16 protein-coding genes and 1 tRNA gene are annotated in these 24,671 nt (G+C 65.0%); 10 read left to right on the top strand and 7 right to left on the bottom strand.

What is annotated here, in order from left to right; translation table 11 throughout:
* Positions 1-112: 112 nt before the first annotated feature.
* The 3 genes from J2X44_RS02940 to J2X44_RS02950 form a co-directional block, all read right to left on the bottom strand.
* Positions 113-538: a DUF2497 domain-containing protein gene (locus J2X44_RS02940; protein WP_310087790.1), complete on the bottom strand. Its 426-nt coding sequence runs from the start codon at positions 536-538 to the stop codon at positions 113-115.
* A gap of 77 nt (positions 539-615) precedes the next feature.
* The gene (locus J2X44_RS02945) at positions 616-2,097 is read right to left on the bottom strand and encodes a TolC family outer membrane protein (protein WP_310087791.1); all 1,482 of its coding nucleotides are present in this window, start codon (positions 2,095-2,097) and stop codon (positions 616-618) included.
* 37 nt (positions 2,098-2,134) lie between these two features.
* Positions 2,135-2,797, bottom strand: a complete 663-nt coding sequence (locus tag J2X44_RS02950) for a protein-L-isoaspartate O-methyltransferase (RefSeq protein WP_310087793.1) — start codon at positions 2,795-2,797, stop codon at positions 2,135-2,137.
* 250 nt (positions 2,798-3,047) lie between these two features.
* Between J2X44_RS02950 and J2X44_RS02955 the strand changes: the two genes are divergently transcribed.
* Positions 3,048-3,121 (top strand) — tRNA-Cys (locus J2X44_RS02955).
* 74 nt (positions 3,122-3,195) lie between these two features.
* Here the strand turns inward: J2X44_RS02955 and J2X44_RS02960 are convergent.
* A complete protein-coding gene (locus tag J2X44_RS02960; protein WP_310088330.1) occupies positions 3,196-3,318 on the bottom strand; it encodes a hypothetical protein in 123 nt (40 codons plus the stop codon).
* A gap of 112 nt (positions 3,319-3,430) precedes the next feature.
* Between J2X44_RS02960 and J2X44_RS02965 the strand changes: the two genes are divergently transcribed.
* Complete coding sequence (locus J2X44_RS02965; protein ID WP_405053338.1) at positions 3,431-3,670, top strand: hypothetical protein; 240 nt, start codon at positions 3,431-3,433, stop codon at positions 3,668-3,670.
* Positions 3,667-4,560, top strand: coding sequence for an ROK family protein (locus J2X44_RS02970; protein WP_310087794.1), 894 nt, complete (start codon positions 3,667-3,669; stop codon positions 4,558-4,560). Before J2X44_RS02965 ends, J2X44_RS02970 begins: the two co-directional genes overlap by 4 nt.
* A 71-nt stretch (positions 4,561-4,631) precedes the next feature.
* On the opposite strand, the gene J2X44_RS02975 is transcribed toward J2X44_RS02970, so the two are convergent.
* From J2X44_RS02975 to J2X44_RS02985, 3 genes are all read right to left on the bottom strand, one after another.
* Positions 4,632-6,113: an AMP nucleosidase gene (locus J2X44_RS02975; protein ID WP_310087796.1), complete on the bottom strand. Its 1,482-nt coding sequence runs from the start codon at positions 6,111-6,113 to the stop codon at positions 4,632-4,634.
* Between the two features lie 176 nt (positions 6,114-6,289).
* A complete protein-coding gene (locus J2X44_RS02980) occupies positions 6,290-6,772 on the bottom strand; it encodes a peroxiredoxin (protein WP_310087798.1) in 483 nt (160 codons plus the stop codon).
* A 200-nt stretch (positions 6,773-6,972) separates the two neighbouring features.
* A complete protein-coding gene (locus J2X44_RS02985; protein ID WP_310087800.1) occupies positions 6,973-8,007 on the bottom strand; it encodes a LacI family DNA-binding transcriptional regulator in 1,035 nt (344 codons plus the stop codon).
* Between the two features lie 332 nt (positions 8,008-8,339).
* Here J2X44_RS02985 and J2X44_RS02990 point away from each other — a divergent pair, with 332 nt between their 5' ends.
* The 7 genes from J2X44_RS02990 (at position 8,340) to J2X44_RS03020 (ending at position 24,598) form a co-directional block, all read left to right on the top strand.
* Positions 8,340-11,177 (top strand): TonB-dependent receptor, encoded by a 2,838-nt coding sequence (locus J2X44_RS02990; RefSeq protein WP_310087802.1) that lies wholly within the window; start codon positions 8,340-8,342, stop codon positions 11,175-11,177.
* Between the two features lie 80 nt (positions 11,178-11,257).
* Positions 11,258-12,760, top strand: coding sequence for a tryptophan 7-halogenase (locus J2X44_RS02995; protein ID WP_310087804.1), 1,503 nt, complete (start codon positions 11,258-11,260; stop codon positions 12,758-12,760).
* The gene (locus J2X44_RS03000; RefSeq protein ID WP_310087805.1) at positions 12,757-14,559 is read left to right on the top strand and encodes an alpha-amylase family glycosyl hydrolase; all 1,803 of its coding nucleotides are present in this window, start codon (positions 12,757-12,759) and stop codon (positions 14,557-14,559) included. The genes J2X44_RS02995 and J2X44_RS03000 overlap by 4 nt, the downstream gene beginning before the upstream one ends.
* Before the next feature lie 13 nt (positions 14,560-14,572).
* Entirely contained in the window at positions 14,573-16,216 is a 1,644-nt protein-coding gene (locus tag J2X44_RS03005; protein ID WP_310087807.1) for an alpha-amylase family glycosyl hydrolase, read from the top strand.
* A complete protein-coding gene (locus J2X44_RS03010; protein ID WP_310087808.1) occupies positions 16,216-18,264 on the top strand; it encodes a glycoside hydrolase family 97 protein in 2,049 nt (682 codons plus the stop codon). The genes J2X44_RS03005 and J2X44_RS03010 overlap by 1 nt, the downstream gene beginning before the upstream one ends.
* 97 nt (positions 18,265-18,361) lie before the next feature.
* The gene (locus tag J2X44_RS03015; protein ID WP_310087810.1) at positions 18,362-19,717 is read left to right on the top strand and encodes a hypothetical protein; all 1,356 of its coding nucleotides are present in this window, start codon (positions 18,362-18,364) and stop codon (positions 19,715-19,717) included.
* Between the two features lie 177 nt (positions 19,718-19,894).
* Positions 19,895-24,598 (top strand): NAD-glutamate dehydrogenase domain-containing protein, encoded by a 4,704-nt coding sequence (locus J2X44_RS03020; RefSeq protein WP_310087812.1) that lies wholly within the window; start codon positions 19,895-19,897, stop codon positions 24,596-24,598.
* The last annotated feature ends 73 nt before the right edge of the window (positions 24,599-24,671 follow it).

Here is a 24,671-nt window from a genome sequence, read left to right on the forward strand (position 1 = left end):
TTGTCGAAATGGCGTCTCGAAGGGTCCCAAGGCCGTGCCAAAGTCCTTCGAGACGGGCCTTCGCTCGGCTCAGTCCCTCCTCAGGACGAACGGTTGCAGTATCAGAATATCATTAAATCCGCCGCCCGGTAATCCGGCTGATTTCCTTGGCAACCATTGCTTCGACCAGCGGGGGCAGGTTGGCGTCGAGCCAGTCTTTCAACATCGGGCGGAGCGCGTCGAGCACGACGTCTTCCATGGTCCGACCGGCGACGGCGGGCGCCGCAACGGTTGCAGCGGCCACTGCGGGCGTGATCGCCGCGGTCAGCGCGTCGAGCGACTGGCGCGCCGCATCGGCACTGGCTTCGGAAACCAGTTCTTCGGTTTCGGCTGCGGGCTGCGGGCCATCATCATCTTCTTCGTCGTGCAGGTCGAGAATGTCTTCGGCAACCGCGGGCGTGATTTCGCGCGCTGCGCCGGGGGCTTCGTCGCGCGCGATCACGCGCCTGATCGACGACAAAATGTCTTCCATTGATGGTTCCCGCGACATGTCGCCCATAACCAACCCCCTAAACCATCGCGATTACCGGATGGTTAACCATCCCCTTACCGATTTGGGGCTGGCTTTGCCAAGCATTATTGTCGCGGCGGGGCGGGCGGACCAACGGGCACATTGGCGGTTGCCGCGGGGATCGCGCGCGTATCAGTCGCCTGCTGCTGCGGCGCTGGATCGTCGGCCCAGTCCCAGATCTGGCCGCGCACGCGCTTGTAATTGACCTCGGGATCATAGAGCGCGCCGCCCTCGATCCCCAGATCGCGGGCTTCGGCCTTGCCCATCGCGGCGAGCACCGAGAAGGCAGCGACGTAGCTGTTGCGCTGCGCCGATACCAGCTGGACCTGGGTGTTCAGATATTCCTGTTCGGCGTTCAAGATGTCGAGGATCGACCGGGTGCCGACGCTGTTTTCGGCGCGCACGCCCTCCAGCGACAGGCCGTTGGCGCTCACCGCCTGCTGCGTCGCCGCGATGATCTGTTCGTTCGCCTGCCACGCGGCATAGGCGCCGCGGGTCTGGGCAATGACACTGCGTTCGACCTCGACGTAATTTTCGATCGCCTGGCTGGTGCGCGACTGCGCTTGCCGGACCTGCGCCGACGGACGGCCGCCCTGAAAGATCGGGATCGTCAGCGACAGTCCGGCCGAGGCGCTTTTCGTGGTGTTTTCCGACGTCGGGTCGTTCACCGAATTCAGGTTGTTGTTATAGCCGCCGCTGGTTGTCGCCGACAATTTGGGCAGTCGCCCGGCGCGCGCGACGCCGATGTCGGCGCGACTGGCGTTGACCGACTGATTCGCGGCCTCGATGTCGGGGTTGCTGGTCAGCGCGATCGCGACCGCCTCGTCGGGCGAGGCGGGCAGGTTCGGCAACTGCGGTGGCTGTTCCAGATCGACCGGCGCGTCGCCGACCAGCCGCACATAGGATTCGCGGCTGGCGATCAAATTCGCCTCGGCGGTCCGCAGATCGCCCTCGGCCAGCGCGAGCCGCGCCTGCGACTGGGCGACGTCGGTACGGGTCAGATCGCCGATCTCGAACCGGTCGCTCGACGCCTGCAAATTGGTCCGCAGCACCGCGACATTCTTCTGGTTCAGCTGGACGATAGCCTGATCGCGGATGACATCCATATAGGCACCGACGGTCTGCGCAAAAATGCTCGCTTCGGTCGCGCGCAGATCGGCCTGTCCGGCTTCGACGCGAAATTTGGCGGCCTTCACCGCGTTGCGCACCGCGCCGCCCTGATAGATCGGCACCGACACCTGGCCGCCGACACTGACAAAGCGTTTGGGCGAGAAAAAGCTGTTGCCGGGCAGGACCAGATTTTCCTGATAGTCGACCCCGACCCCGATGCTCGGCAGCCCGCCCGATTTCTGGATCGGCACATTCTCGTCGTTGGCGCGCTGTCCGGCGCGCGCCGCGGTCAACGTCGGGTTGTTTTCATACGCCTTCGCCAATGCATCCTGCAGCGTTTCAGCGTGCGCCGCGGGCGATAACGTCAGCGCGCCGACCGCCAGGCCAGCGAGCCAGCGGGCGCGGGGGAGAGGCCGTTTCTTATCGGTGTCGAGCATCATCATGTCAGCCTGAAACAAGGAGGGGAGTGGCTTTTTAGAAGGTGAAGCCCGCCGGGGCGGTAAAGCCGGGCAGCGGCGCGGCGTCCATGTCGGCAAAGCTGCGCAGCGGCACCGCGCCGCCAGCCTTGACCCCGTGGACCAGCCGCGTCACCGCGCCTTCGCGGCGCGCCGCGACCAGGCGGCCGCCCTCGACCAGTTGCGCCGCGAGCGCGTCGGGCAGCACCTCGATCGCGCCTTCGATGACGATCCGGTCGAACGGCGCGGCGTCGGGTGCCCCGGCGTTCAGCGGTCCGGCGACCCAGCGGATGGCGGGGTCGGTGGTCGTTGCCTGCGCCATCGCCATCAGCTCGGCCTGTTCCTCGACCGCGTGGACTTCGGCGCCAAGCCGCGACAGCAGTGCGGCCATATAGCCGGTCGCGCTGCCGATCAGCAGCACGCGCTGGCCGGGGCGGATCGCCGCGGCAACCAGCATCCGGCCGGTGACCAGCGGCGCATTCAGCGCGCGGCCATGGCCTAGCGCGATCGCCCGGTCCATATAGGCCACGCTCGCCAGATGGGCGGGAACATACGCCTCGCGCGGCACCGCCGCCATCGCGCCAACCACCGCTGCGTCGATCACGTCGTTGGTGCGCAGCTGGCTGTCGATCATGGCAGAGCGCATGTCCGCCGCGGTGATTTCGCTAAACTTCGTCGCCATCAGCCTTTTCCGATTCCCTGGGACCACAACCTGTGCGGGGCAGCTCTAGCCCAACCTGCGCTGTATTGCAATGGTAATACAGCCTCTGCCCGCATAGACGCGCATAGCGGGCAACGCCGGTGCCGCCAACCCCGCATCAAGGCGCGGGACGGGGGTGCGGGCGAATCCTTGACAAGGCGGCGAAACCCCCTCACTAGCGGCGCCGTCCAACACCCGGCCCATCCTCTAAGGATGCGGCAATTTGGCATGAGGCCCGATGGCGGAGTGGTGACGCAGCGGATTGCAAATCCGTGCACGCCGGTTCGATTCCGGCTCGGGCCTCCAACAATACCATATTATCACGTAAAATTAACGGCTTAACGCCGTTCCATGTCTAACCGTGGGGTCAAGGTTAGACATCAGATGCCTTTCAGCTTCGGGCGATGGTCCTTTGCGCGGTCGCGCAGCATCTGTTTTTCCCACTTCGACAAGCGCGCGATGGCGGCGTCGGCCATGCGTTTCTGGTTCGCTGCGGCGGCCATGCCGGTCGCCTCTATCTCTTCTGGTCGATCCAGGCCAAGGTGTTCGCTCCCGGCATCGCCGCCCCGACCGGGCTTTACGGCGCCGTCGCCGATCCGATCGAAGGACCCTTGGATGCTGCTGAACGGACATCGCCTGGTCTTTGCCAATCCGGTCCGCGAACCGTTTCAGGCCTGTAGCTGGTGGGTGCTCCCCGACCTGTCGGTCGCCAGCTTCGTCGATTATTGGGGCACAAATGACGCTAACCGCCGTGACAAACCCGAAGGGCGGCACCATTTTGGTGGCACCTTCGCGCCGTTCCTGCACCTGCGGATCGATGGCGGCGCGGCTACCCTGACCGGATGCACAACATGACCGAATTATTGGCTGGAATCGAGATCGGCGGAACCAAAACGATCGTCGTTCGCGGCCGCCCCGGCGGCATCCGCGACCGGGACGAGTTTCCGACCCGATCACCGCACGAAACGATCAGCCGTGCGGCCGAGCTGGTCGCACGCTGGCACGCCGACGCACCGCTCGCCGCGATCGGTATCGCGTCGTTCGGGCCAGTTCGCGTCGATCCGGTGGCGCCGGATTATGGAGCCATTCTGACCACGCCCAAACCCGGCTGGAGCAACGCGCCGCTGCTGCAATTGATGCACCAGCATGTCGCGCTGCCCGTCGCGGTCGATACCGATGTCAACGGCGCCGCGCTGGCTGAACAGCATATGGGGGCCGCCAGAGGCTGCGACAATGTGGTGTATGTCACGATCGGCACCGGTGTCGGCGCGGGGGTGCTGGTCAATGGCCAGCCGATTCACGGCGCCATGCACCCGGAGACGGGGCATCTGAAGCTGCGCCGCGACCCTGCCGACCGGTTTGCCGGTTACTGCCCTTTTCACGGCGACTGCATCGAAGGATTGCTGAGCGGCCCGGCCCTTGCGGCGCGGTTTAATCGGCATCCGGGCGAGGTCGGTCCGGACGAGCCGGCATGGCGTCCGGTCATCGCCGACCTTGCCGAATTTTTCGCCACGCTCCTGCTCGCCTATTCGCCGCAACGCATTGTCGTGGGCGGGGGCGTCGCGCTGAAACAGGCCTGGCTGCTGGCGGCCGCGCGGTCCGAGGTCGCGCCGCGACTGGGCAATTACCTGTGTGACTTTGACGCCGCCAAGCTCAACGCGACGATCGTTCCCGCCCTGTTGGGTGACAATGCCGGCCCGAATGGGGCGCTGATCCTGGCGCAAAACGCCGCGGCAAAGCCGTAATCTTCGCGGGGACGCGGGTTCGGATTCTGTCCGTCCCGCGACATGACATTGTCGGCGGCAAACCCCGGACCCTAACGGAACGGCGGCTCGTTAAAGGCGCGCAATTTGCGGCTGTGGAGCTTGGCGCCTTCGTCGCGCATCGTCTCGCAGGCGCGAATGCCGATCTGGAGGTGGGCGGCGATCGCTTCCTCGTAGAAACGGTTTGCTTGGCCGGGCAGCTTGAGCTCGCCATGCAGCGGCTTGTCCGACACGCACAGCAAGGTGCCGTAGGGGACCCGGAAGCGGTAACCCTGCGCGGCGATCGTCGCCGATTCCATGTCGATGCCAATCGCGCGCGATTGCGAAAAGCGCAGCGCGCTGTCGGTGTAGCGCAGCTCCCAATTGCGGTCGTCGGTGGTGACGACGGTGCCGGTCCGCATCCGTTTCTTAAGATCGGCGCCGGTGGCGCCCGACACGGCTTCGGCGGCGCTGGCGAGCGCGACCTGAACCTCGGCGATCGGCGGGATCGGGATTTCGACCGGCAGCACCGCGTCGAGGATATGGTCGTCGCGGAGATATGCGTGGGCGAGGACGTAATCGCCGATGCGCTGGCTGGGACGCAGCCCACCGCAATGGCCGATCATCAGCCAGGCCTCGGGCCGTAAAACCGCGAGATGGTCGCAGATCGTCTTGGCGTTCGACGGGCCGACGCCGATGTTGACGAGCGTAATGCCGCCGCCGTCAGGCGCGATCAGGTGATAAGCCGGCATCTGGTGTCGCCGCCAGGCGCTGTCGGCGACCAGCGCGCTGGCGTTGACCCCGGGCTGGTCGACATACAGCCCCGCGGCGCCGGCGAGCGCGGTGTAGCGGCCCTGGCCGACTTGCGCCCCCGCCCAGGCAACGAATTCGTCGACGTAGCGGTGGTAGTTGGTGAACAGGATATAGCGTTGAAAATGCTCGGGCGCGGTGCCGGTATAGTGGCGCAGACGCGCGAGTGAGAAGTCGGTACGGAGCGCGTCGAACAGCGCGAGCGGCTGCGACGCGGTGGGATCGGCGCCGAACAGCCCGTCGGCCAGTTCATCGCCGATGTCGGCGAGCTCGGTGGTCGGGAAATGGCGCGCGAGTTCGAGCGGGGTGACCCCGCCCATGTCTGACCCGTCGCTGGCGTCGAGCACATAGGGGAAGGGGATCTGCTGGCCGGTGCGCGTGACTTCGAGCGTGATGTCATAATGGCGCGCCAGCAGCATGAGCTGTTCGCGCAGATAATCGGCGAACAGGTCGGGGCGCGTCACCGTGGTCACAAATTCACCAGCGCGCTCGAAACGGCCGAAGGCAAGATTATGCCCCTTTTGCCCCTCACGCTGCTCGCCGGTGGTGACGAGGCGGATCGCCGGATAATCGAACAGCCCCGTGGCGGCAGCGTCGGCGGGCGGCAGGGTGCGATCGCGGACATAGGCAGCGATAGCGGTTTTGAGATTGGTGACCGACGTGCGGAACTTGTCTTGCAGTTCGGCGATGATGCCGTCGACGAGAGCGGTGGGATCGGTGGTTTCGTGCGATGAGCTGGATGTCATCGCGACGCTGTTGCACGAATTTGTGACAAAAGGGAAGGGGTGGGCGTGATGCGAAATCAAGCCGTTCGTGCTGAGGAGGGACTGAGCACGGGCGAAGGCCCGTCTCGAAGCACCTGGGTCCTTCGAGACGCCGCTTCGACTGCGCTCAGCGGCTCCTCAGGACGAACGGACTTTTGTTACAGCTGCTCCAGCATGTGATCGGCGCTCGATACCTTGAATTCGCCGGGGGCTTCGACGTTCAGCTGTTCGACGACACCGTCGTTGACGACCATCGAGAAACGCTGGCCGCGCTTGCCCATGCCGAACGCCTTGCCGTCCATGGTCAGGCCGACCGCTTCGGCGAAATCGCCATTGCCGTCGGCGAGCATGGTGACGCTGTCGCCAGCATTGCCGCTCTTCCCCCACGCGCCCATCACGAACGCGTCGTTGACCGCGGTGCAGACTATTTCGTCGACGCCCTTGGCTTTCAGCTCATCGGCCTTGTCGACGAAGCCCGGCAGATGCTTGGCCGAACAGGTCGGAGTAAAAGCGCCGGGGACCGAGAACAGCGCGACGCGGCGGCCCTTGAAATAATCGGCGGTGCTGACCTGTTCGGGGCCGTTTTCGGTGACCTTTACAAAGGTGGCGTCGGGCAGCTTGTCGCCGGGCTGGATCGTCATGGTCGGCATCCTTTTCGTTGAGGGGATTTCTAGTCGGCGAGACATTGGGTCGGGCGCGGCGGGAGTCAAGGTCGGTGAGGAAGTGTGGGCGGGATTTTAGCGGAGTGGTGGCTGGGGCCGAGAGCAGGCGTAAAAGTGCGGGATGACGAAGGGCAGGGAATGACTGGTTTCCCACCCCAAAAACCACGTGCGACGTTGGCCTAAACCGCCGTGCTCTGCCGCTTGATCAGCCGTGCAGGCAGCATCATGCGTTCGACCGGGCGGTCCTCGATCCGCGCCAGCAGCGCATCGACGAGCAGCGTTCCCGCGCCCTTCATATCCTGCATCACCGTGGTCAGCGTCGGCGATGTCAGGCTGGCGGCGGGAATATCGTCGAAACCGATGATCGCGACATCCTGCGGCAGGCGCCGCCCCGCTTCGGCCAGCGCGCGCATCGCGCCGATCGCGATCAGGTCGCTGGCGGCAAAGATCGCGTCGAACGGCTTGCCGCTGGTGAGCAAGGACTTCGCGGCAGCATAGCCCGATTCTTCGGACGACACCGCACCTTGTTGCAGCGCCGGGTCGGGTTCGACATCTGCGTCCCGCATCGCGCGGCACAGCCCGGTGTAGCGGTCCTGAAATTCGGGGGCATGGTCCGACGCATCGCCCAGGAACGCGATGTGCCGCCGCCCGATCGAGATCAAATGCGCGCCCGCCTGTTCGCCCGCGCCGACATTGTCCGACCCGACGGTCAGCCCGATGCCATCGTCCGACACCGATCCCCAACGCACGAATTTCGTCCCCATCTCTACCAGATGCTCCAGCTTGGTGAGGTAGAGCTGGTAATCGCCATAGCCGAGCAGGATGATGCCGTCCGAACGGTGGCTGTCCTGATAGGCGACGTGCCAGTCATTGTGCATCTGCTGGAAACTGATCAGCAGGTCGTAGCCGCGCAGCGCGCATTCGCGGGTGATCGACCCCAGCATCGACAGGAAGAACGGGTTGATCATCGATTCGTCGGGGGTTGGGTCCTCGAAAAACAGCAATGCGAGCGTATGGGTGCGCTGCGAGCGCAGGCTGGAGGCGTTCTTGTCGACGGTGTAATTGAGCTCGCGCGCGATGCGTTCGATGTTGGCGCGGGTCGCGGCGCTGACCGATTTGCTACCGCGCAGCGCGCGCGACACCGTCGGCTGCGACACGCCCGCCAGATAGGCGATGTCGAAACTCGTCGGTTTGGCCGAGGGCTGGCGCCCCATCCATCTCTCCCTGGTGCGGCGGCCCTTGGCGCGGGTTGCTCTCGTGGGTCGCTGCTGGCGCGAACCTAGCGACTGGCCCGGTTGCTGCCAAGAATTTGATCGCCGGACATGCACCGGTACAACCCGCCAAAAGCGTGACATTTCGGCGACAGACGGTGCGCCCGCATAATATGCGTATACGTATACCCTATGGCCGTGCCCGCCGATTGGCGTCAATTGCTAGGCCGCGATGGGAAAACCCACGCGTCGATGAGAGGATGCCGCGCGGCGCAATTGCCGCCCCCTGTCGTCGTCGCCTGGCCAAGCCGCCCGTCGCTGCAGGGGAGTTTAGCATGACCAAATCGACCAGTCTTCGCCGCGGGGCCAGCGCCATCGCGCTCGGCGTCGCCTTGACCGCCTTGTTGCCGGGCGCCGCGCTGGCGCAGGACGCCGACACCGCGCCGACCGCCGAAGAAGGTGGCGCCGAAGGTGGCGAGGACGAGATCGTCGTCTCGGGCTTTCGCGCCAGCTTGCAGAGCGCCGTAAACGCCAAGAAAACGCGCGACCAGGTCGTCGAATCGATTTCGGCCGAGGACATCGGCAAGCTGCCCGACGCGTCGATCGCCGAATCGATCGCCCGCCTGCCGGGCCTCACCTCGCAGCGCGTCTCTGGCCGCTCAAACTCGATCTCGATCCGCGGCTTTGCCCCCGATTTCTCGACGACGCTGCTCAACGGCCGCGAACAGACGTCGACCGGCGACAATCGCGCGGTCGAATATGATCAATATCCGTCCGAAGTCGTCAACCAGGTGCTCGTGTATAAGTCGCCGATGGCCTCGATCGTCGGTCAAGGTCTGTCGGGCACCGTCGATCTCAAGACGATCCGCCCGCTCGAATATGGCAAGCGCGTCTTTTCGATCGGCGGCCGCGGCACCTGGGCCGAAATCGGCAAGCTCAACGTCGGCTCGAAAAAATATGGCTACCGCGTCAACGGAACCTATGTTGACCAGTTCGCGGACGACACGATCGGCATCGCACTGTCGGCGAGCTACCTCGACGAACCCTATCAGATCCAGGAATTCAACGCCTGGGGCTATGCCGGCAATGGCACCCTTGCCAGCCCGGTCGTCCTCGGCGGCTCGAAATCCTATGCAACCTCGACGCAGCTGAAGCGGCTTGGTCTGCAGGGCACGCTCGAATGGCAGCCGACCCCCAATTTCACCTCGACCTTCGACGCTTTCTATTCGGATTTCAGCGACGATCAGATCAAGCGCGGCATCGAACTGCCGCTCGCCTTTGGCGGTGCGGGCGTCAACATCACCGATGTCGATGACAGCGGCGAATTCGTCTTTGCCCGCGCCGGCACCTTTACCAATGTCGAGGGCGTGGTGCGCAACGACGTGTTCGAACGCAATGCCAAGCTCTACAGCTTTGGGTGGAACAACCGCTGGGAAGGCGACGACGGCTGGAACGCCTATGCCGACATCAGCATGTCGAAAACCGACCGCAACGAACTGATCCTCGAAAGCAATTCCGGAACCGGCCGCGGCGGCGGGGTCGGCGCGACCGATACCATCGGTTTCACCAGTGACATCGACGGCACCTTCTTTCGCCCGACGCTCAATTACGGCGATTATAACCTGATCCAGCTGACTAGCCCACTGGGCTGGGGCGGCGATCAGACCGGGGTCAATGGCGGGCGCATCCGCGGCGGCCAGGACGGCTATTACAACAACCGCATCATCGAAGACGAGCTGTGGCAGTATCGCGTCGAGATCGAACGCGAGCTCGAAGGCTTTCTGAAATCGGTGCAGTTCGGGGTCAATTACACCACCCGCACCAAGCAGCTGACCCCCGACGAAGCCTTTGTCGGGCTGACCGCCAATACCGACGGCCTGACCAGCCTGCCGGTGCCGACGCAGTTCCGCCGCGGCACGACCGATCTGGCCTATCTGGGGCTGGGCCCGGTGATCAGCTACGATCCGCGCGACTTGCTTGCCGCAGGCATCTACACGCTGGTGCCCAACCCTTATGGCGATGTGGTGGTCAAGGCATATAACGTCGCCGAAAAGCAGATGACGACCTATCTTCAGGCGAATATCGACCAGGAAATGGGATCGTCGGTGCTGACCGGCAATTTCGGGGTGCAGGCGATCTTCACCGACCAGAATTCGACCGGCGCCAGCGCGACCTTCGCCGGCACCAACCCCAATGGGTCACCGAATATCCAGGGCATCCCGCGCCGCGAAAGCACCGATTACATCGATGTGCTGCCCAGCGTGAACCTGTCGCTGCGCACCGCCAGCGATTTCGTGATCCGCGCCAGCGTGGCGCGCGAGATCGTCCGGCCGCGGCTCGACGATCTGCGCGCGACGTTGAGCTATGGCACCGTGATCGGCGATCCGGGCGGCATGGTGTGCCCGACGGGGCGGTCCTGTGCGGTGGTGCGCGGCGGATCGGGCAATCCCGACCTGCGCCCCTGGCGCGCCAACGCCGCGGACGTGACGCTGGAGAAATATTTCGGCTCGTCGGGTTATGTTGCGGTGCAGTTCTTCTACAAGGATCTGAAGAGCTATATCTACAATCAGGACATTCCGTTCGACTTCACCGGCTATCCGATTCAGGCACCGGGCAACGATACAAACGGCCTGCCGATCATCGTCAATTATATGGGTACGGTGAATGCGCCGGTGAATGGCGAGGGCGGCAAGCTCTATGGCGCCGAACTGGCCGGGTCGCTGCCGTTCAGCACCTTCACCACGGCGCTCGACGGCTTTGGCGTCACCGGCGGCGTGTCCTATACCAAGACCAAGATCAGCCCGAACCCGGGCGCCCCGGCGGAAGACATCCCCGGCTATTCGAAGTGGGTCGCCAACGGCACCGCCTACTTCGAAAAATGGGGCGTCAACGCCCGCGTCAGTGCCCGCTACCGGTCGAGCTTCATCGGCGAACTGTCGGGCTTTGGCGGTCAGCGGGTGCGCCGCCGGGCGCGCGCCGAAACGATCATCGATGCCCAGCTTGGCTATGATTTCCAGCCGGGCAGCGCGCTCGAAGGCCTGTCGGTGTTTGTCCAGGGCCAGAACCTGACCAACGAACCGTTCGTGACCGACGATCCGCGCGATGCGCGCGCGGTGATCGATTATCAGACCTATGGCCGTCGCTATCTGGCGGGTGCCTCGTTCAAATTCTGAACCTCCCCCCTCGTCGGGGCGGCCGGGTCGCGCCGCCCCGACATTTTGTTGTAGGACGAGGCAAAGGCAGGATTTGACGCTTGAGGCGATTGATCATCATCGGTGGCGGAACAGCGGGCTGGATGGCCGCGGCCTGCCTGCGCCGGTTCTTGCCCGCTGGCTGGTCGGTTCAGCTCGTCGAATCGGACGACATCGGCACCGTCGGGGTGGGCGAGGCGACGATCCCGCAGATCCGGTTGTTCAACCAAGCGCTCGGCATCGACGAGGATGAATTCCTCACGGCGACGCAAGGCACGATCAAACTCGGCATCGCGTTCAACGGCTGGACGCGCCCCGGACATCGCTACATGCACGCCTTTGGCGCGATCGGGCGCGGGCTCGGGCTACTCGAATTCCAGCATTATTGGCTGCGCGCACATAGCTTGGGCGCGGCGCAAAGCCTCGACCATTATTCGCTCAACGAACGCGCCGCCTATGCGCGGCGGATGCAGCGCGGCGCGCCGCGCACCTCGCCGCACCTCCATGACATGCCCTATGCCTTTCATTTCGACGCCGGGCTCTACGCCGCCTATCTGCGTCGCCGCGCCGAGGCGAGCGGGGTGGAACGGATCGAGGGCAAAGTCGCCGATGTCCGCCTGCACGGTGAAACGGGCGATGTTGCGGGGGTGACGCTCGCCGATGGGCGCGCCATCGATGGCGATTTTTTCATCGACTGTTCGGGCTTTCGAGGCTTGCTGATCGAAGGCGCGCTCGCGACCGGTTATGACGACTGGTCGTGCTGGCTGGCGAACAATCGCGCCGTCGCGGTCCCCTGCGCGCATGGGGATACGCCGCAGCTGCCGTGGACCGGCGCCACCGCGCGCGAGGCGGGCTGGCAATGGCGCATTCCGCTGCAACACCGGATCGGCAACGGCTATGTCTATTGTTCGGACCATATTTCCGACGACGACGCGCTCGCGACCTTGCTCGCCAATCTTGATGGCGCGCCGCAGGCCGAACCGAACCGGCTGCGCTTCACCAGCGGCAAACGGCGCCGGATGTGGAACCGCAACGTCGTCGCACTCGGCCTTGCCAGCGGGTTCATGGAGCCGCTCGAATCGACGAGCATCCATCTGGTCCAGGCGGGCATCTCGCGGCTGCTCAAGATGTTGCCCGCGGGGGCGAGCGACCCGGCGGTCGCGGCCGAGTTCAACCGGCAGAGCGATTTCGAATGGGAACGCATCCGCGATTTCATCATCCTCCATTTCAAGGCGACCGAGCGGAACGACACCCCCTATTGGCGCGACCGCGCAGCAATGCCGATCCCCGATACACTGGCGGCAAAGATCGAACTGTTCCGCGCGCAGGGACTGATTTTCCGCGAGCATGAGGAATTATTCACCGAATCGGGCTGGCTACAGGTGCTGGTCGGGCAGGGCATCGAACCGCGGCGCTGGCACCCGCTCGCCGATGGCATCGGCGATCAGGAACTGGCGCAATATATGGCGGGTGTATCGCTGATGATCGACCGCGAAGTCGCCGAAATGGAAAGCTATGACCGCTTCCTCGCCGCCACTCGCCCAACCGCTGGTGTCGCCGCATGATCCGATATCTGATGCCGTTGGCGCTGCTGCTCGCGCCGCTCCCCGCGATTGCCGACGAAGCAGCGGTGCGCGCCCGGCCCGCGAGTGACGAGGTCATCTATTTTGTCCTCCCCGACCGGTTCGAGAACGGTGACGCCGCGAACGACAAAGGCGGGCTGAAGGGCGACCGGCTGGCAACGGGCTATGATCCGACCACCAAAGGCTTCTATCACGGCGGCGACCTCGCGGGGCTGACCAGGCGGCTCGACTATATCCAGGGGCTGGGCGCGACCGCGATCTGGTTCGCCCCGGTGTTCAGGAACAAGCCGGTGCAGGGGCCAAAGGGCGACGAGAGCGCGGGCTATCACGGCTATTGGGTGACCGATTTTACCCAGGTCGATCCGCATTTCGGCAGCAACGCCGAATTCAAGGCCTTCGTCGATGCCGCGCACGCGCGCGGGATGAAGGTCTATATGGACATCATCACCAACCACACCGCCGACGTGATCCGCTATCAGGAAGGCGAGGCCGAGGGTTTCCGTTACCGCAGCCTGGCCGACTACCCCTTTTCGCGGCGCGGCGGGCTGACCGGCCGGGCAATCAATCCGGGCTTTGCGGGCGACCATGTCGCCGATGCGGACAATTGGACAAAGCTGACCGATCCGGCGTTCGCCTACACCCCCGTCGTGCCGCAGGGCGAGGCGCAGGTGAAGGTTCCGGCGTGGCTCAACGACCCGATCTATTACCACAACCGCGGCAACAGCGACTGGGCTGGCGAATCGGCGCTTTATGGCGATTTTTCGGGGCTCGACGACCTTGCGACCGAAAACCCGCGCGTCGTCGCAGGGTTCATCGACATCTATGCCCGCTGGATCGACGAATTCGGCATCGACGGCTTTCGCATCGACACCGCCAAGCATGTGAACCCCGAATTCTGGCGGGCGTTCGTCCCGGCGATGCAGGCGCGCGCCAAGGCGCGCGGCATCCCGAACTTCCACATTTTCGGCGAGGTCTATATCGACGGCGTCGATCCGGGGTCGCTCGCTGCCTATACCCACACCGCCGACCTGCCCGCGGTGCTCGATTTCAGCTTCGCGCGCGCCGCGATCGATACGGTCAGCGGGACCAAAGGGACCGACCAGTTTGGGCGGCTGTTCGACGGCGATGTACTCTACAAGGGCGGCGCCGACGCTGCACTCCAGCTGCCGACCTTCCTCGGCAACCATGACATGGGGCGCTTTGCAATGTTCGTGAAGGCGGCGAACCCCGGCGCGAGCGATGCCGAGCTGCTGCAACGCGTGATGCTGGGGCACAGTTTGATGCTGACGCTGCGCGGGGTGCCGACGATCTATTATGGCGACGAACAGGGGTTCGTGTCCGACGGCAACGACCAGCTGGCGCGCGAAAATATGTTCGCGTCGAAGGTCGCGGTCTATAACGACAATGATCTGATCGGCACCGATGCGACGACCGCAACCGCGAGTTTCGATACCGCGCACCCCCTCTATCGCCATATCGCCGCACTCGCCGGCATTCGCCGCAAGACCCCGGCGCTGATGCGCGGCGGCACCAAGGTGCGCGCCTTTTCCGACAAGCCGGGACTGCTGGCGGTTTCGCGCTTCGATCCCGCGACGGGGCGCGAGGTCGTGCTCGCCTTCAATACGTCTGCAACACAATTGTCGGCGACGATTGCCATCGATATGAAAAGCACGGTCTTTACCGCGCTCAAAGGCGACTGCCCGGCCGCTGCTGCGGCACCGGGCAGCTTGCCGCTTACCCTTCCTCCCTTCGGCACCATCATCTGCCAGGCCAGCGAATAACCGGAACCCCAGCGTGACGACCAATCCCTCCCTTGTCCAAGACCAGCCTGCCACCACCGCGGCGACACCGTGGTGGAAGGGCGCGGCGATCTATCAGGTCTATCCGCGCAGCTTTGCCGATTCGAATGGCGATGGCATCGGTGACCTGGCGGGCATCACCGCGCGGCTCGATTACATCGCCTCGCTGGGGGTCGATGCGATCTGGCTGTCGCCCTTCTACCCCTCGCCAATGGACGATTTCGGGTATGACATCGCCGATTATTGCGGGGTCGATCCGATCTTTGGCAGCCTTGCCGATTTCGACGCGCTGGTCACCCGCGCCCATGCGCTGGGGCTGAAGGTCACCACCGATTTGGTGTTCGCGCATACCTCCGACCAGCACAGCTGGTTCGGCGAAAGCCGCGCGAGTAGGGACAATCCCAAGGCCGACTGGTATGTCTGGGCCGACGCCAAGGCTGACGGGTCGCCGCCGACCAACTGGCAGTCGGTGTTTGGCGGCCCGGCGTGGACGTGGGACGCGCGGCGCGGCCAATATTATATGCACAATTTCCTCGGCACCCAGCCGCAGCTCAATGTGCACAATCGCGATGTGCAGGATGCACTGCTCGCTGTCGTGCGCTTCTGGCTCGACCGCGGCGTCGACGGGTTTCGTATCGATGCAATCAATTTTGCGATGCACGACCCGGCCCTGCGCGACAATCCGCCAGCGCCGCCGTCGAACAAGGTCCGCACCCGGCCGTTCGATTTCCAGCAGAAAATCTATAACCAGTCGCACCCCGACATCCCGCTGTTCCTCGAACGCATCCGCGCGCTGACCGATCAATATGACGGCAGCTTCACCGTCGCCGAAGTCGGCGGCGACGATGCGGTGCGAGAAATGAAGTTGTTTACCGCGGGCACAAAACGGCTCGACAGCGCCTATGGCTTCGATTTCCTCTATGCCGACCGCCTGACCCCGCAACTGGTGCGCGAAGCGGCTGAGCAATGGCCCGATACGCCGGGCGTCGGCTGGCCAAGTTGGGCGTTTGAGAACCACGACGCGCCGCGCGCGGTATCGCGCTGGACCCCCGATGGTGTCGATCCCGCCGCCTTTGCGCGGATGAAAATGGCGCTGCTGTGCGCCCTGCGCGGCAATATCATCATCTATAATGGCGAGGAACTCGGGCTCGATCAGGTCGAGATTCCGTTCGAACTGGTGCAGGATCCCGAGGCGCGCAAGAATTGGCCGCTCACCCTGTCGCGCGATGGCGCGCGCACCCCGCTGCCCTGGGCCGCAGGTGAGGACCATGCCGGTTTCTCCGCCGCCGATCCGTGGCTGCCGCTTGGCCCGGCGCACCGCGAACTGGCGGTCGACCGTCAGCAGGACGACGATCGCTCGCTGCTCAACCTGACGCGGCGGTTCGTCGCGTTGCGCGCCGCGCATCCGGCACTGCGCCTGGGCCGCGATGCCGGCTGGATTGCCGAGGGCGACCTGCTCGGTTTCGACCGTATCGCCGGGAACCAGCATCTGCGCTGCCTGTTCAACCTGGGCGGCGAGGCGATCGATATTGCCGCGCATGGCAAGGACGGCGACGTATTCATCGTGCTTAACGGCGCCGATCGGGCAACATTGCCGCCCGGCGGCGCGCTCTGGCTTGACATTAAAGGAACAAATTGATGCGGACCCTGATTGCCACTGCCGCGCTGCTTGCCGCGACCGCGACCCCCGCGCTGGCGCAGGATGCGCGCCCGTCGCAGACCGCGACCTCGCCCGACGGCAGCCTGGTGCTCACCGTATCGACCGACAACGACCAGCGCCCGACCTGGTCATTGTCGCGCAAGGGCAAGCTGCTCATCGCGCCGTCGAAGCTGGGTTTCCTGATGGCCGACCGCGTGGGGTTGCAACGCGGTTTTGCGATCGAGGGCGCCGACAAGGCCAGCGCCGACGGGCAATGGGAATTGCCGTGGGGCGAGCGCCGGTTCGTGCGCGATCACCATAATGAACTGCTGGTGCGGTTTCGCCAGCATGAAAGCTGGGGCGGCCATGCGCTCAACGTCCGCTTCCGGCTGTTCGACGACGGCATCGGTTTTCGGTACGAGCTGCCCGAACAGGCGGGGCTGAAGACCGCCAAGATTGTCGATGAGATCACCGAATTCGACATCGCGGCGCCCGGCACCGCCTGGTGGATCACCGCGGGCGAGTGGAACCGCTACGAACAGATTTATCAAAAGACCCCGATCGATGCGGTCGCCACCGCGCACACGCCAATGACGATGCGGCTCGACGACGGCACCCATCTGGCGTTTCACGAAGCGGCGCTGGTCGATTATTCGGGCATGTGGCTGAAACGCGCCGAGGGGCGGCTGTTCCGTTCGACGCTGTCGCCCTCGTCGCGCGGGCCGCGCGTCATCCGCGACTTGCCGTTCAACACCCCCTGGCGCACGATCCGGATCACCGACGATGCCGCGGGACTCGTCGAAAGCGACCTGGAGCTTAACCTCAACGAACCCAATAAGCTCGGCGATGTCAGCTGGGTCAAGCCGATGAAATATATCGGCATCTGGTGGGGGATGATCCGCGGCGACTGGAGCTGGGCCGAGGGGCCGAACCATGGCGCAACCACCGCGCGGACCAAGCAATATATCGATTTCGCCGCCAAACATGGGTTCGGCGGGGTGCTGGTCGAGGGCTGGAACAAGGGCTGGGAAAGCAATTGGTTCGGGCATGGCGACGCCTATAGCTTTACCCAGGCCTATCCCGATTTTGACCTCAAGGCCGTGACCGACCACGCCCGCAAAAAGGGCGTTACGCTGATCGGCCACCATGAAACCGGCGGCAACATCGCGGTCTATGAAGCGCAGCTTGAAGACGCCATGAAGCTCTATGGCGACCTCGGCGTCCGGGCGGTCAAGACCGGCTATGTCGCCGACGCGGGCGGGATTATCGCGCCAGGCGATGCGCCGGGCGAGACGCGCATGGAATGGCACGACGGCCAGCGGCAGGTGCAGCATCATCAAAAGGTCGTCGAGACCGCGGCAAAATATAAGGTTGCGGTCAATCCGCACGAACCGGTCAAGGACACCGGGTTGCGCCGGACTTACCCCAATTGGGTGGCGCGCGAGGGCGCACGCGGCATGGAATATAATAGCTGGAGCGCCTTTGCGAACGGCGGTCCCGACCATGAGCCGACATTGGTCTATACGCGCATGTTGTCGGGGCCGATGGACTATACGCCCGGGGTCTTGAGCCTCGTCGGCGGCGAAGGGCGGCCGCACGCCTCGACCCTTGCAAAGCAGCTGGGACTCTATCTTGCCATTTATTCGCCGATCCAGATGGCGGCCGACTTCATCGAAAATCTGGAAAAGCATCCGCGCGAGCTGGAGTTTATCAAGGTCGTTCCCGCCGATTGGGCCGACAGCCACCTGATCGCGGGTGAGGTTGGCGATTATGCGATTTTTGCGCGCAAGGACCGGAACAGCGCCGACTGGTATGTCGGCGGGGTCAACGACGGCACCGAACGCACGCTGACGCTGGGGTTCGACTTTCTCGACGCGGACAAGACCTACACCGCGACGATCTACAAGGATGGCGAAGGCGCGACCTATCTGACCGAAGCGCGGCACAAGATCGCCTATGAAACGATCAAGGTGAAGAAGGGCGATTCCTACAAGCTATGGCTCGCCCCCGGCGGCGGCGCGGCGATCCGGCTTCACCCAGCCAAGTAAATCGCGCGCTTCGCCGCCGTATCTTTGCCATCGTTTACGCGGCTTTTACCAGTTCTGGTGCATGCCATTTCCCGATGTTTATGGCTGGGGATAAATGATGGACAGCATGCGCGGACTGCTTTCGGGCAGCCACGACCAGGACGACGGGGCGATCGATGCGCCCGCGTCGGTCGGTGTCGATGAACGGCGGATGCAGGTGCGCGCCTATAATTATTGGGCTTCGCTGCTCGCCGACCGCGCTTATCCGTCGGTCGAGGATCTCGATCTGGAGGGCGCCGACTTCGGGTCGAACGCCGTGCTGCTCGACTTTACCGCCGGGGTCGAAAATCCCGGTATCGCCTTCGTCGGCGACCGGCTGCGCGAAGAATCGCAGATCGACGAGGATGTTCACTACATCAGCCAGATTCCGGGTCGCTCGCTGTTGTCGCGGCTGACCGACCATTATCTTCAGATCATCGCCAACCGCGCCCCGATCGGGTTCGAGGCCGAATTCGTCAACGATCGCGGCACGACGATCATGTATCGCGGCATCCTGCTGCCCTTCTCGTCCGACGACGACACGATCGACTTCATCATGGGGGTGATCAACTGGAAGGAAGCGGTGCCCGCCGACCAGGCCGCCGAATTGCAGCTGTCGGTCGAACAGGCGCTGCGCAGCGCCGCCCCGCTGACCGCGCCGGTGCCGGTGTGGGCCGATGGCCCCGACAGCGAACATCTTGACGACGATGTCGCGCCCGATGGCGGTGGCGATGCGACCCCCGGCTTCGCCGCGCTGGTCGATGCGGCGGACATCGAAGTCGCCGCAGTTGGTGACGCCGACGACGTGCCGGTCGACGAACCCGGCGCCGATGCTGAACTTGCCGACTGGCTGGCGCTGGCGCGCGAAACCGCCGAGCGGGCGATTGCTGCCGATAGCCGCAGCCGCGGGGCGCTGTATCAGGCGGTCGCCAAGGCGTGGGATTTCGCACTGGTCGCCCAGGCGCAGCCCGACGCCTTTGCGGCGCTGCTCGACGACGCCGGACTGGCGGCGCAGGAGCGCGCGCCGATGACGCCGGTCGTCAAGCTGGTGTTCGGCGCGACCTATGACAAGACGCGGCTGGCCGAATATGCTTGTGTACTGGGTCATGCCAAGGACGAAGGGGTTGGCCGCGGCGAACTCGCCGCCTATCTCGATCGCTATCCGGGCGGGCTCAAGGGGCTGGTCAAGGATGCGCGCGCGCGCCGCAAGCCGGAGGGCGATGCAGGCGCCAAGGTCGATGACAGGCTCGCCGCGCTCCGCACCGCGCATCCGGCGATCATCCTGGAGCATGACGCCGGCGGTGCCGAATTTGTCGTGCTGATCGCGCGCGCGATGCCGGGCGGGCATATCGGCATCGTCGCCAAGGCGGCGGATGATCCGGCGCTGATTGCCAAGCTGGCGAAGAAGGCGGTAGCGATCACGCCCGGTGCATGAGAGGGCCGGCTGAGAGCGTTCACGCAACAGTCGATCCAAAAATTGAAATATTTTAACGCGGGCGCGCGAACGAGGTCTTGAGCCGCGCGCGTCACAGGCGCATAGGGTGGCGAGCGAACGGGCCCCCGCCGATCGTCGGCAGGGATCCCCGTCTTTTGGTTCGGGATGCTGCACTTTATGCCACAAAATTCGTCCGCCACGCCGGAAACGGACACGCCCCCCACCGCCGCCAAAGTCCCCGCCAAAATCGCCGCCGCCTATCTGACGGCGCTGCGCGGCAGTGCGCTGCCCGGTGAGGGTGACGACATGGACGCGGCCGCGCTGGCGGACGCCAGCCAGTTCGCCGGGCGCGCCTCGCTCGACCGTGCCGCCGAAACCCCGTCGCTGCTGCTCGAACCGATGGCCGCCGACGGCACCGACCGGCGGATGCGGCTGGTCATTGTCAACGACGACATGCCCTTTCTAGTCGATTCGACGTCGCAGATCGTTGCGGCGCAGGGGCTGGCGGTGCACCGCATCCTGCACCCTGTCGTCGCCGTGAAGCGCGATGCCAAGGGGCATTTGCTGGAAGCGGGTAGCGGGTCCGATCGCGAGTCGGTGATTTATATGGAGCTGGAGCGCGGCGATGCGCGGGCGCGCCGCCGCCTGCTCGACGCGCTCGAAGCGGCGCTGCGCGATGTCCGCTCCGCGGTGCGCGACTGGCGTGCGATGCGCGCCGCGCTGCTCGCCGATGCCGCGATGCGGGTCGAGGGTGAGGCCGCCGAACTGCTGCGCTGGTTCGAGGGCGGGTCGATGACCCAGCTAGGCCACGAATGGCGCACCCGCGGCGGCCAGGCGCAGGATCCGTTGGGCGTCAGCGAAAGCGGCGAGAGCCAGCTCTTGTCGCCCGCCGCACTCGACGCAGCCTTTGCTTGGTTCGATGGCGGCGGCCAGGCGCCGCTGCTGATCAAGTCGAACCGGCTGTCGGCGGTCCATCGCCGCGTGCTGCTCGATCTGGTCATCGTTCCCGAACTCAAGGGCAAGAAGGTCGACCGGCTGTCGATCCACGCCGGACTGTGGACCAGCCAGGCGCTGTCGACCCCGCCCGCCAAGGTGCCGGTGTTGCGCGCACAGCTCGATGCGCTGATGACCAAATTCGGTTTCGATCCCACCGGCCACGCCGGCAAGGCGCTGGCGCACGCGCTGACCGCGCTGCCGCACGATCTGCTGATCGCGTTCGACGCTGCCTCGCTGGAAGAACTGGTGCTGACGTCGATGTCGATCACCGACCGTCCGCGGCCGAAGCTGGTCACGGTGCGCAGCGCGCTCGGCCGCCATCTGTTCGCATTCGTCTGGCTGCCGCGCGACGAGGTATCGACCGGGCGCCGCATCGCGGTCGAGGCGATGCTGGTGCGCGAAGCCAAAGCCGGGGTCATCGGCTGGACGATGGTGCTCGAGGATGGCGGCGCCGCCTTGCTACGCTACACGCTCGACCTGCGCAGCGGCGGCGTCGTGCCCGACACCGATGCGCTCAACGCCCAGCTCGAACAGATGGTGCGCGGCTGGCAACCCGAGGTCGAGGCGGCGCTGGCCAAGCGCGGCGATCCGGGGCGTGCCGCGGCGCTGGCGGCGCGCTTTGCGCCGACCTTCCCGCCCAATTACCGCAACCTCTACAACCCCGAGGAAGCGGCGCGCGACATTCTGCGGCTGCGCGATCTCGACGCGACAAATCCGCGCAGCGTCCGGCTGGCGAAAAAGAGTCTCGACGGCGACGACCGGCTGCGGCTCAAGGTTTACAGCGCGGTCGGGCCGCTCGCGCTGTCCGACGTGGTTCCTGCGCTCGAACATTTCGGTTTCGAAGTGCTCGAGGAAATCCCGACCGCGCTCGGCCAGAGCCGCGCCCCAGGGATGGAAGCCGATGACGAACCGCCGATCGTCATCCATGATTTCACCCTGCGTCTGCCCGCCACCGTCGATGAGCTCGCGTTGCTGCCCTACGCCGAGACGCTCGAAGGCGCGATTGCCGCGGTGCTCGGCGGCAAGGCCGAGAATGACGCATTCAACGAACTCGTGCTCACCAACCAGATCGATCCGGGTGCGATCGTCTGGCTGCGCGCCTGGTTCCGCTATCTGCGTCAGGGCGGGTCAGCGTACGGCATGGACACCGTCGTCAGCGCCCTGCGCCACGCCCCGGCGCTGACCGCGGCACTGATCGAGCGGTTCAGCGCGCTGCACGATCCCAAGGCGCGCGATGCCAAGCGCGCCGAGGTGCTGGAAGCCGAAATTCTGGCGGGCTTTGCCGACATCAAGTCGATCGACGAAGATCGCATTCTGCGGCTGTTCCACGCGGTGATCGGCGCGACGCTGCGCACCAACGCCTTTGCCCCCGCCGCCGCCGAAGCACTGGCGTTCAAGATCGATTCCAGCCTCGTCCCTGGCCTGCCCAAACCGCTGCCATGGCGCGAAGTTTGGGTCTATTCGCCGCGGGTCGAGGGCATCCACCTGCGCGCCGGTCCCGTCGCGCGAGGCGGGCTGCGCTGGTCCGACCGCCGCGACGACTTCCGCACCGAAATCCTGGGGCTGATGAAGGCGCAGCGCGTGAAGAACGCCGTGATCGTGCCGACCGGCGCGAAGGGCGGCTTCTATCCCAAGGCGCTGCCCGACGTCGCACTCGACCGTGATGCGTGGTTCGCCGAGGGCACCGAATGCTACCGCATCTTCATCCGGTCGCTGCTGTCGATCACCGACAATCTGGTCGCGGGCAAGGTCGTGCATCCCTCGGGCGTCGTGATCCACGACGGTGACGATCCGTATTTTGTCGTTGCCGCCGACAAGGGCACCGCGACCTTCTCCGACGTCGCCAACGCACTGGCGATGGAGCGCGATTTCTGGCTCGGCGATGCCTTCGCCAGCGGCGGGTCGAAGGGTTATGACCACAAGGCGATGGGCATCACCGCCAAGGGCGCGTGGCTGTCGGTCCAGCGCCATTTCGCGGAAATGGGCGTCGATGTGCAGAGCGACACGATCCGCGTCGTCGGCTGCGGCGACATGTCGGGTGACGTGTTCGGTAACGGGATGTTGCTGTCGAAGGCGATCCAGCTGGTCGCGGCGTTCGACCACCGCCATATCTTCCTCGATCCCAATCCCGATCCGGCGAAAAGCTGGAAAGAGCGCGATCGGATGTTTAATCTGCCGCGCTCATCCTGGGCTGATTACAATGCCAAGCTGATTTCGAAGGGCGGCGGCATTTTCCCGCGCAGCCAGAAAAGCATCCCGCTGTCCCCCGAAGTGCAGGCGTTGCTTGGCCTGTCAGTCAGCGAGATCGACCCCGGCGCGCTGATTTCGGCGATCCTGAAGGCGCCCGCCGACCTGCTGTGGTTCGGCGGCATCGGCACTTATGTGAAGGCGGCGAGCCAGAATAATGCCGAGGTCGGCGATCCTGCCAACGACGCGCTGCGCGTCGATGCCGAAGATTTGCGGGTGCGCGCGGTGGGCGAGGGTGCCAATTTGGGCACCACCCAGGCGGCGCGCATCGCTTTCTCGGCGAAGGGCGGGCGGATCAACACCGACTTCATCGACAATTCCGCCGGGGTCGATTGTTCGGATAACGAGGTCAATATCAAGATCGCGCTCAATCGCGAGATGACCGAAGGCCGCCTCACCCAGGAAGCGCGCGATGCACTGTTGGTGCGGATGACCGACGATGTGTCGGCGCTGGTGCTCGAGGACAACCGGTTGCAGGCGCTGGCGCTGTCGATCGCCGAACAGGGCGGGTCGGCGGCGGTCGCTTCCTATGTCCGGTTGATGGAGACGTTCGAGACGACGGGTCGCCTCGATCGCAAGGTCGAAGGATTGGCGGCGAATGACGAACTGCTGCGCCGCGCCGCCGAAGGCCGCGGGCTGACCCGCCCCGAACTCGCGGTGCTGCTGTCGACCGCAAAGCTCGCGTTGCAGGACGCGATCGAGGACAGCAGCCTGCCCGACGATCCGGCGCTGGGCAGCGATCTGGCCGCCGCGTTCCCCGCCGAAATGCAGCGCGATTTTGCCGGTGCTATTGCCGATCATCAGCTGCGCCGCGAAATCATCGCGACCAAGCTGGCGAACCGCATCATCAACCGCATGGGTATCGTCCATCCGTTCGAACTGGTCGAAGAGGAAGGTTGCGCGCTCGGCGACATCGCCGCAGCGTTCGTCGCGGTCGAGCGGCTGCTCGACATGCCCGCGATCTGGGGCGCGCTTGACGCCGCCAGGATCGATGAAAGCGTGCGGCTGTCGCTGTTCGCCCAAGCCGCCTCGGCGATGACCTCGCAAATGGCCGACCTGCTGCGCGTGACGCAGACGCTGGCGCAACCGGGACCAGTTGTCGCCCGGCTCGAACCCGGGGTCGATCGTCTGATGACCGGGGTCGATGCGCTGCTCAGCCCCTCGGTCAAGCGCCAGTGGGATATGCTGACCCAGCAATTGCTCGACGCGGGCGCCCCCGAAACGCTGACCGCCGCGGTGGTCCAGCTGTTCAAGACCGACGGCGCGATCGGCATCGTCGACCTGGCCGAACGGCGCGGCGACGACGAGGTCGCGGTCACCCACGCCTTCACCCATCTCGGCGAGGCGCTCGGGCTCGACTGGGCGCAAACGCTGGCGGCGCATATGAGCCCGGCCGATCCGTGGGAACGCTTGCTGGTCAACAGTCTGGCGCGTGATTTCCAGCAGATGCGGCTGACCTTTCTGGCCGGGTTGCCGAAGGGCGACCTCGATACGGCGGTGACGGCTTGGCTGACCGAGCACGCTCCGCGCGTTGCCCAGTTCCGCGCCACGGTCGATCGTGCCCGGACGATCCCGAACCCCAATGGCGCCATGCTGTCGCATATCGCCGGACAGGCGCGGGGATTGTTGGGGCGGTAGTGATTGCCGTCATTGCGAGCGGAGCGAAGCAATCGAGAGTGTGACAAGCCGCTCTGGATTGCTTCGCTCCGCT

The organism is Sphingopyxis sp. BE259, assembly GCF_031457495.1.
GTDB lineage: Bacteria > Pseudomonadota > Alphaproteobacteria > Sphingomonadales > Sphingomonadaceae > Sphingopyxis.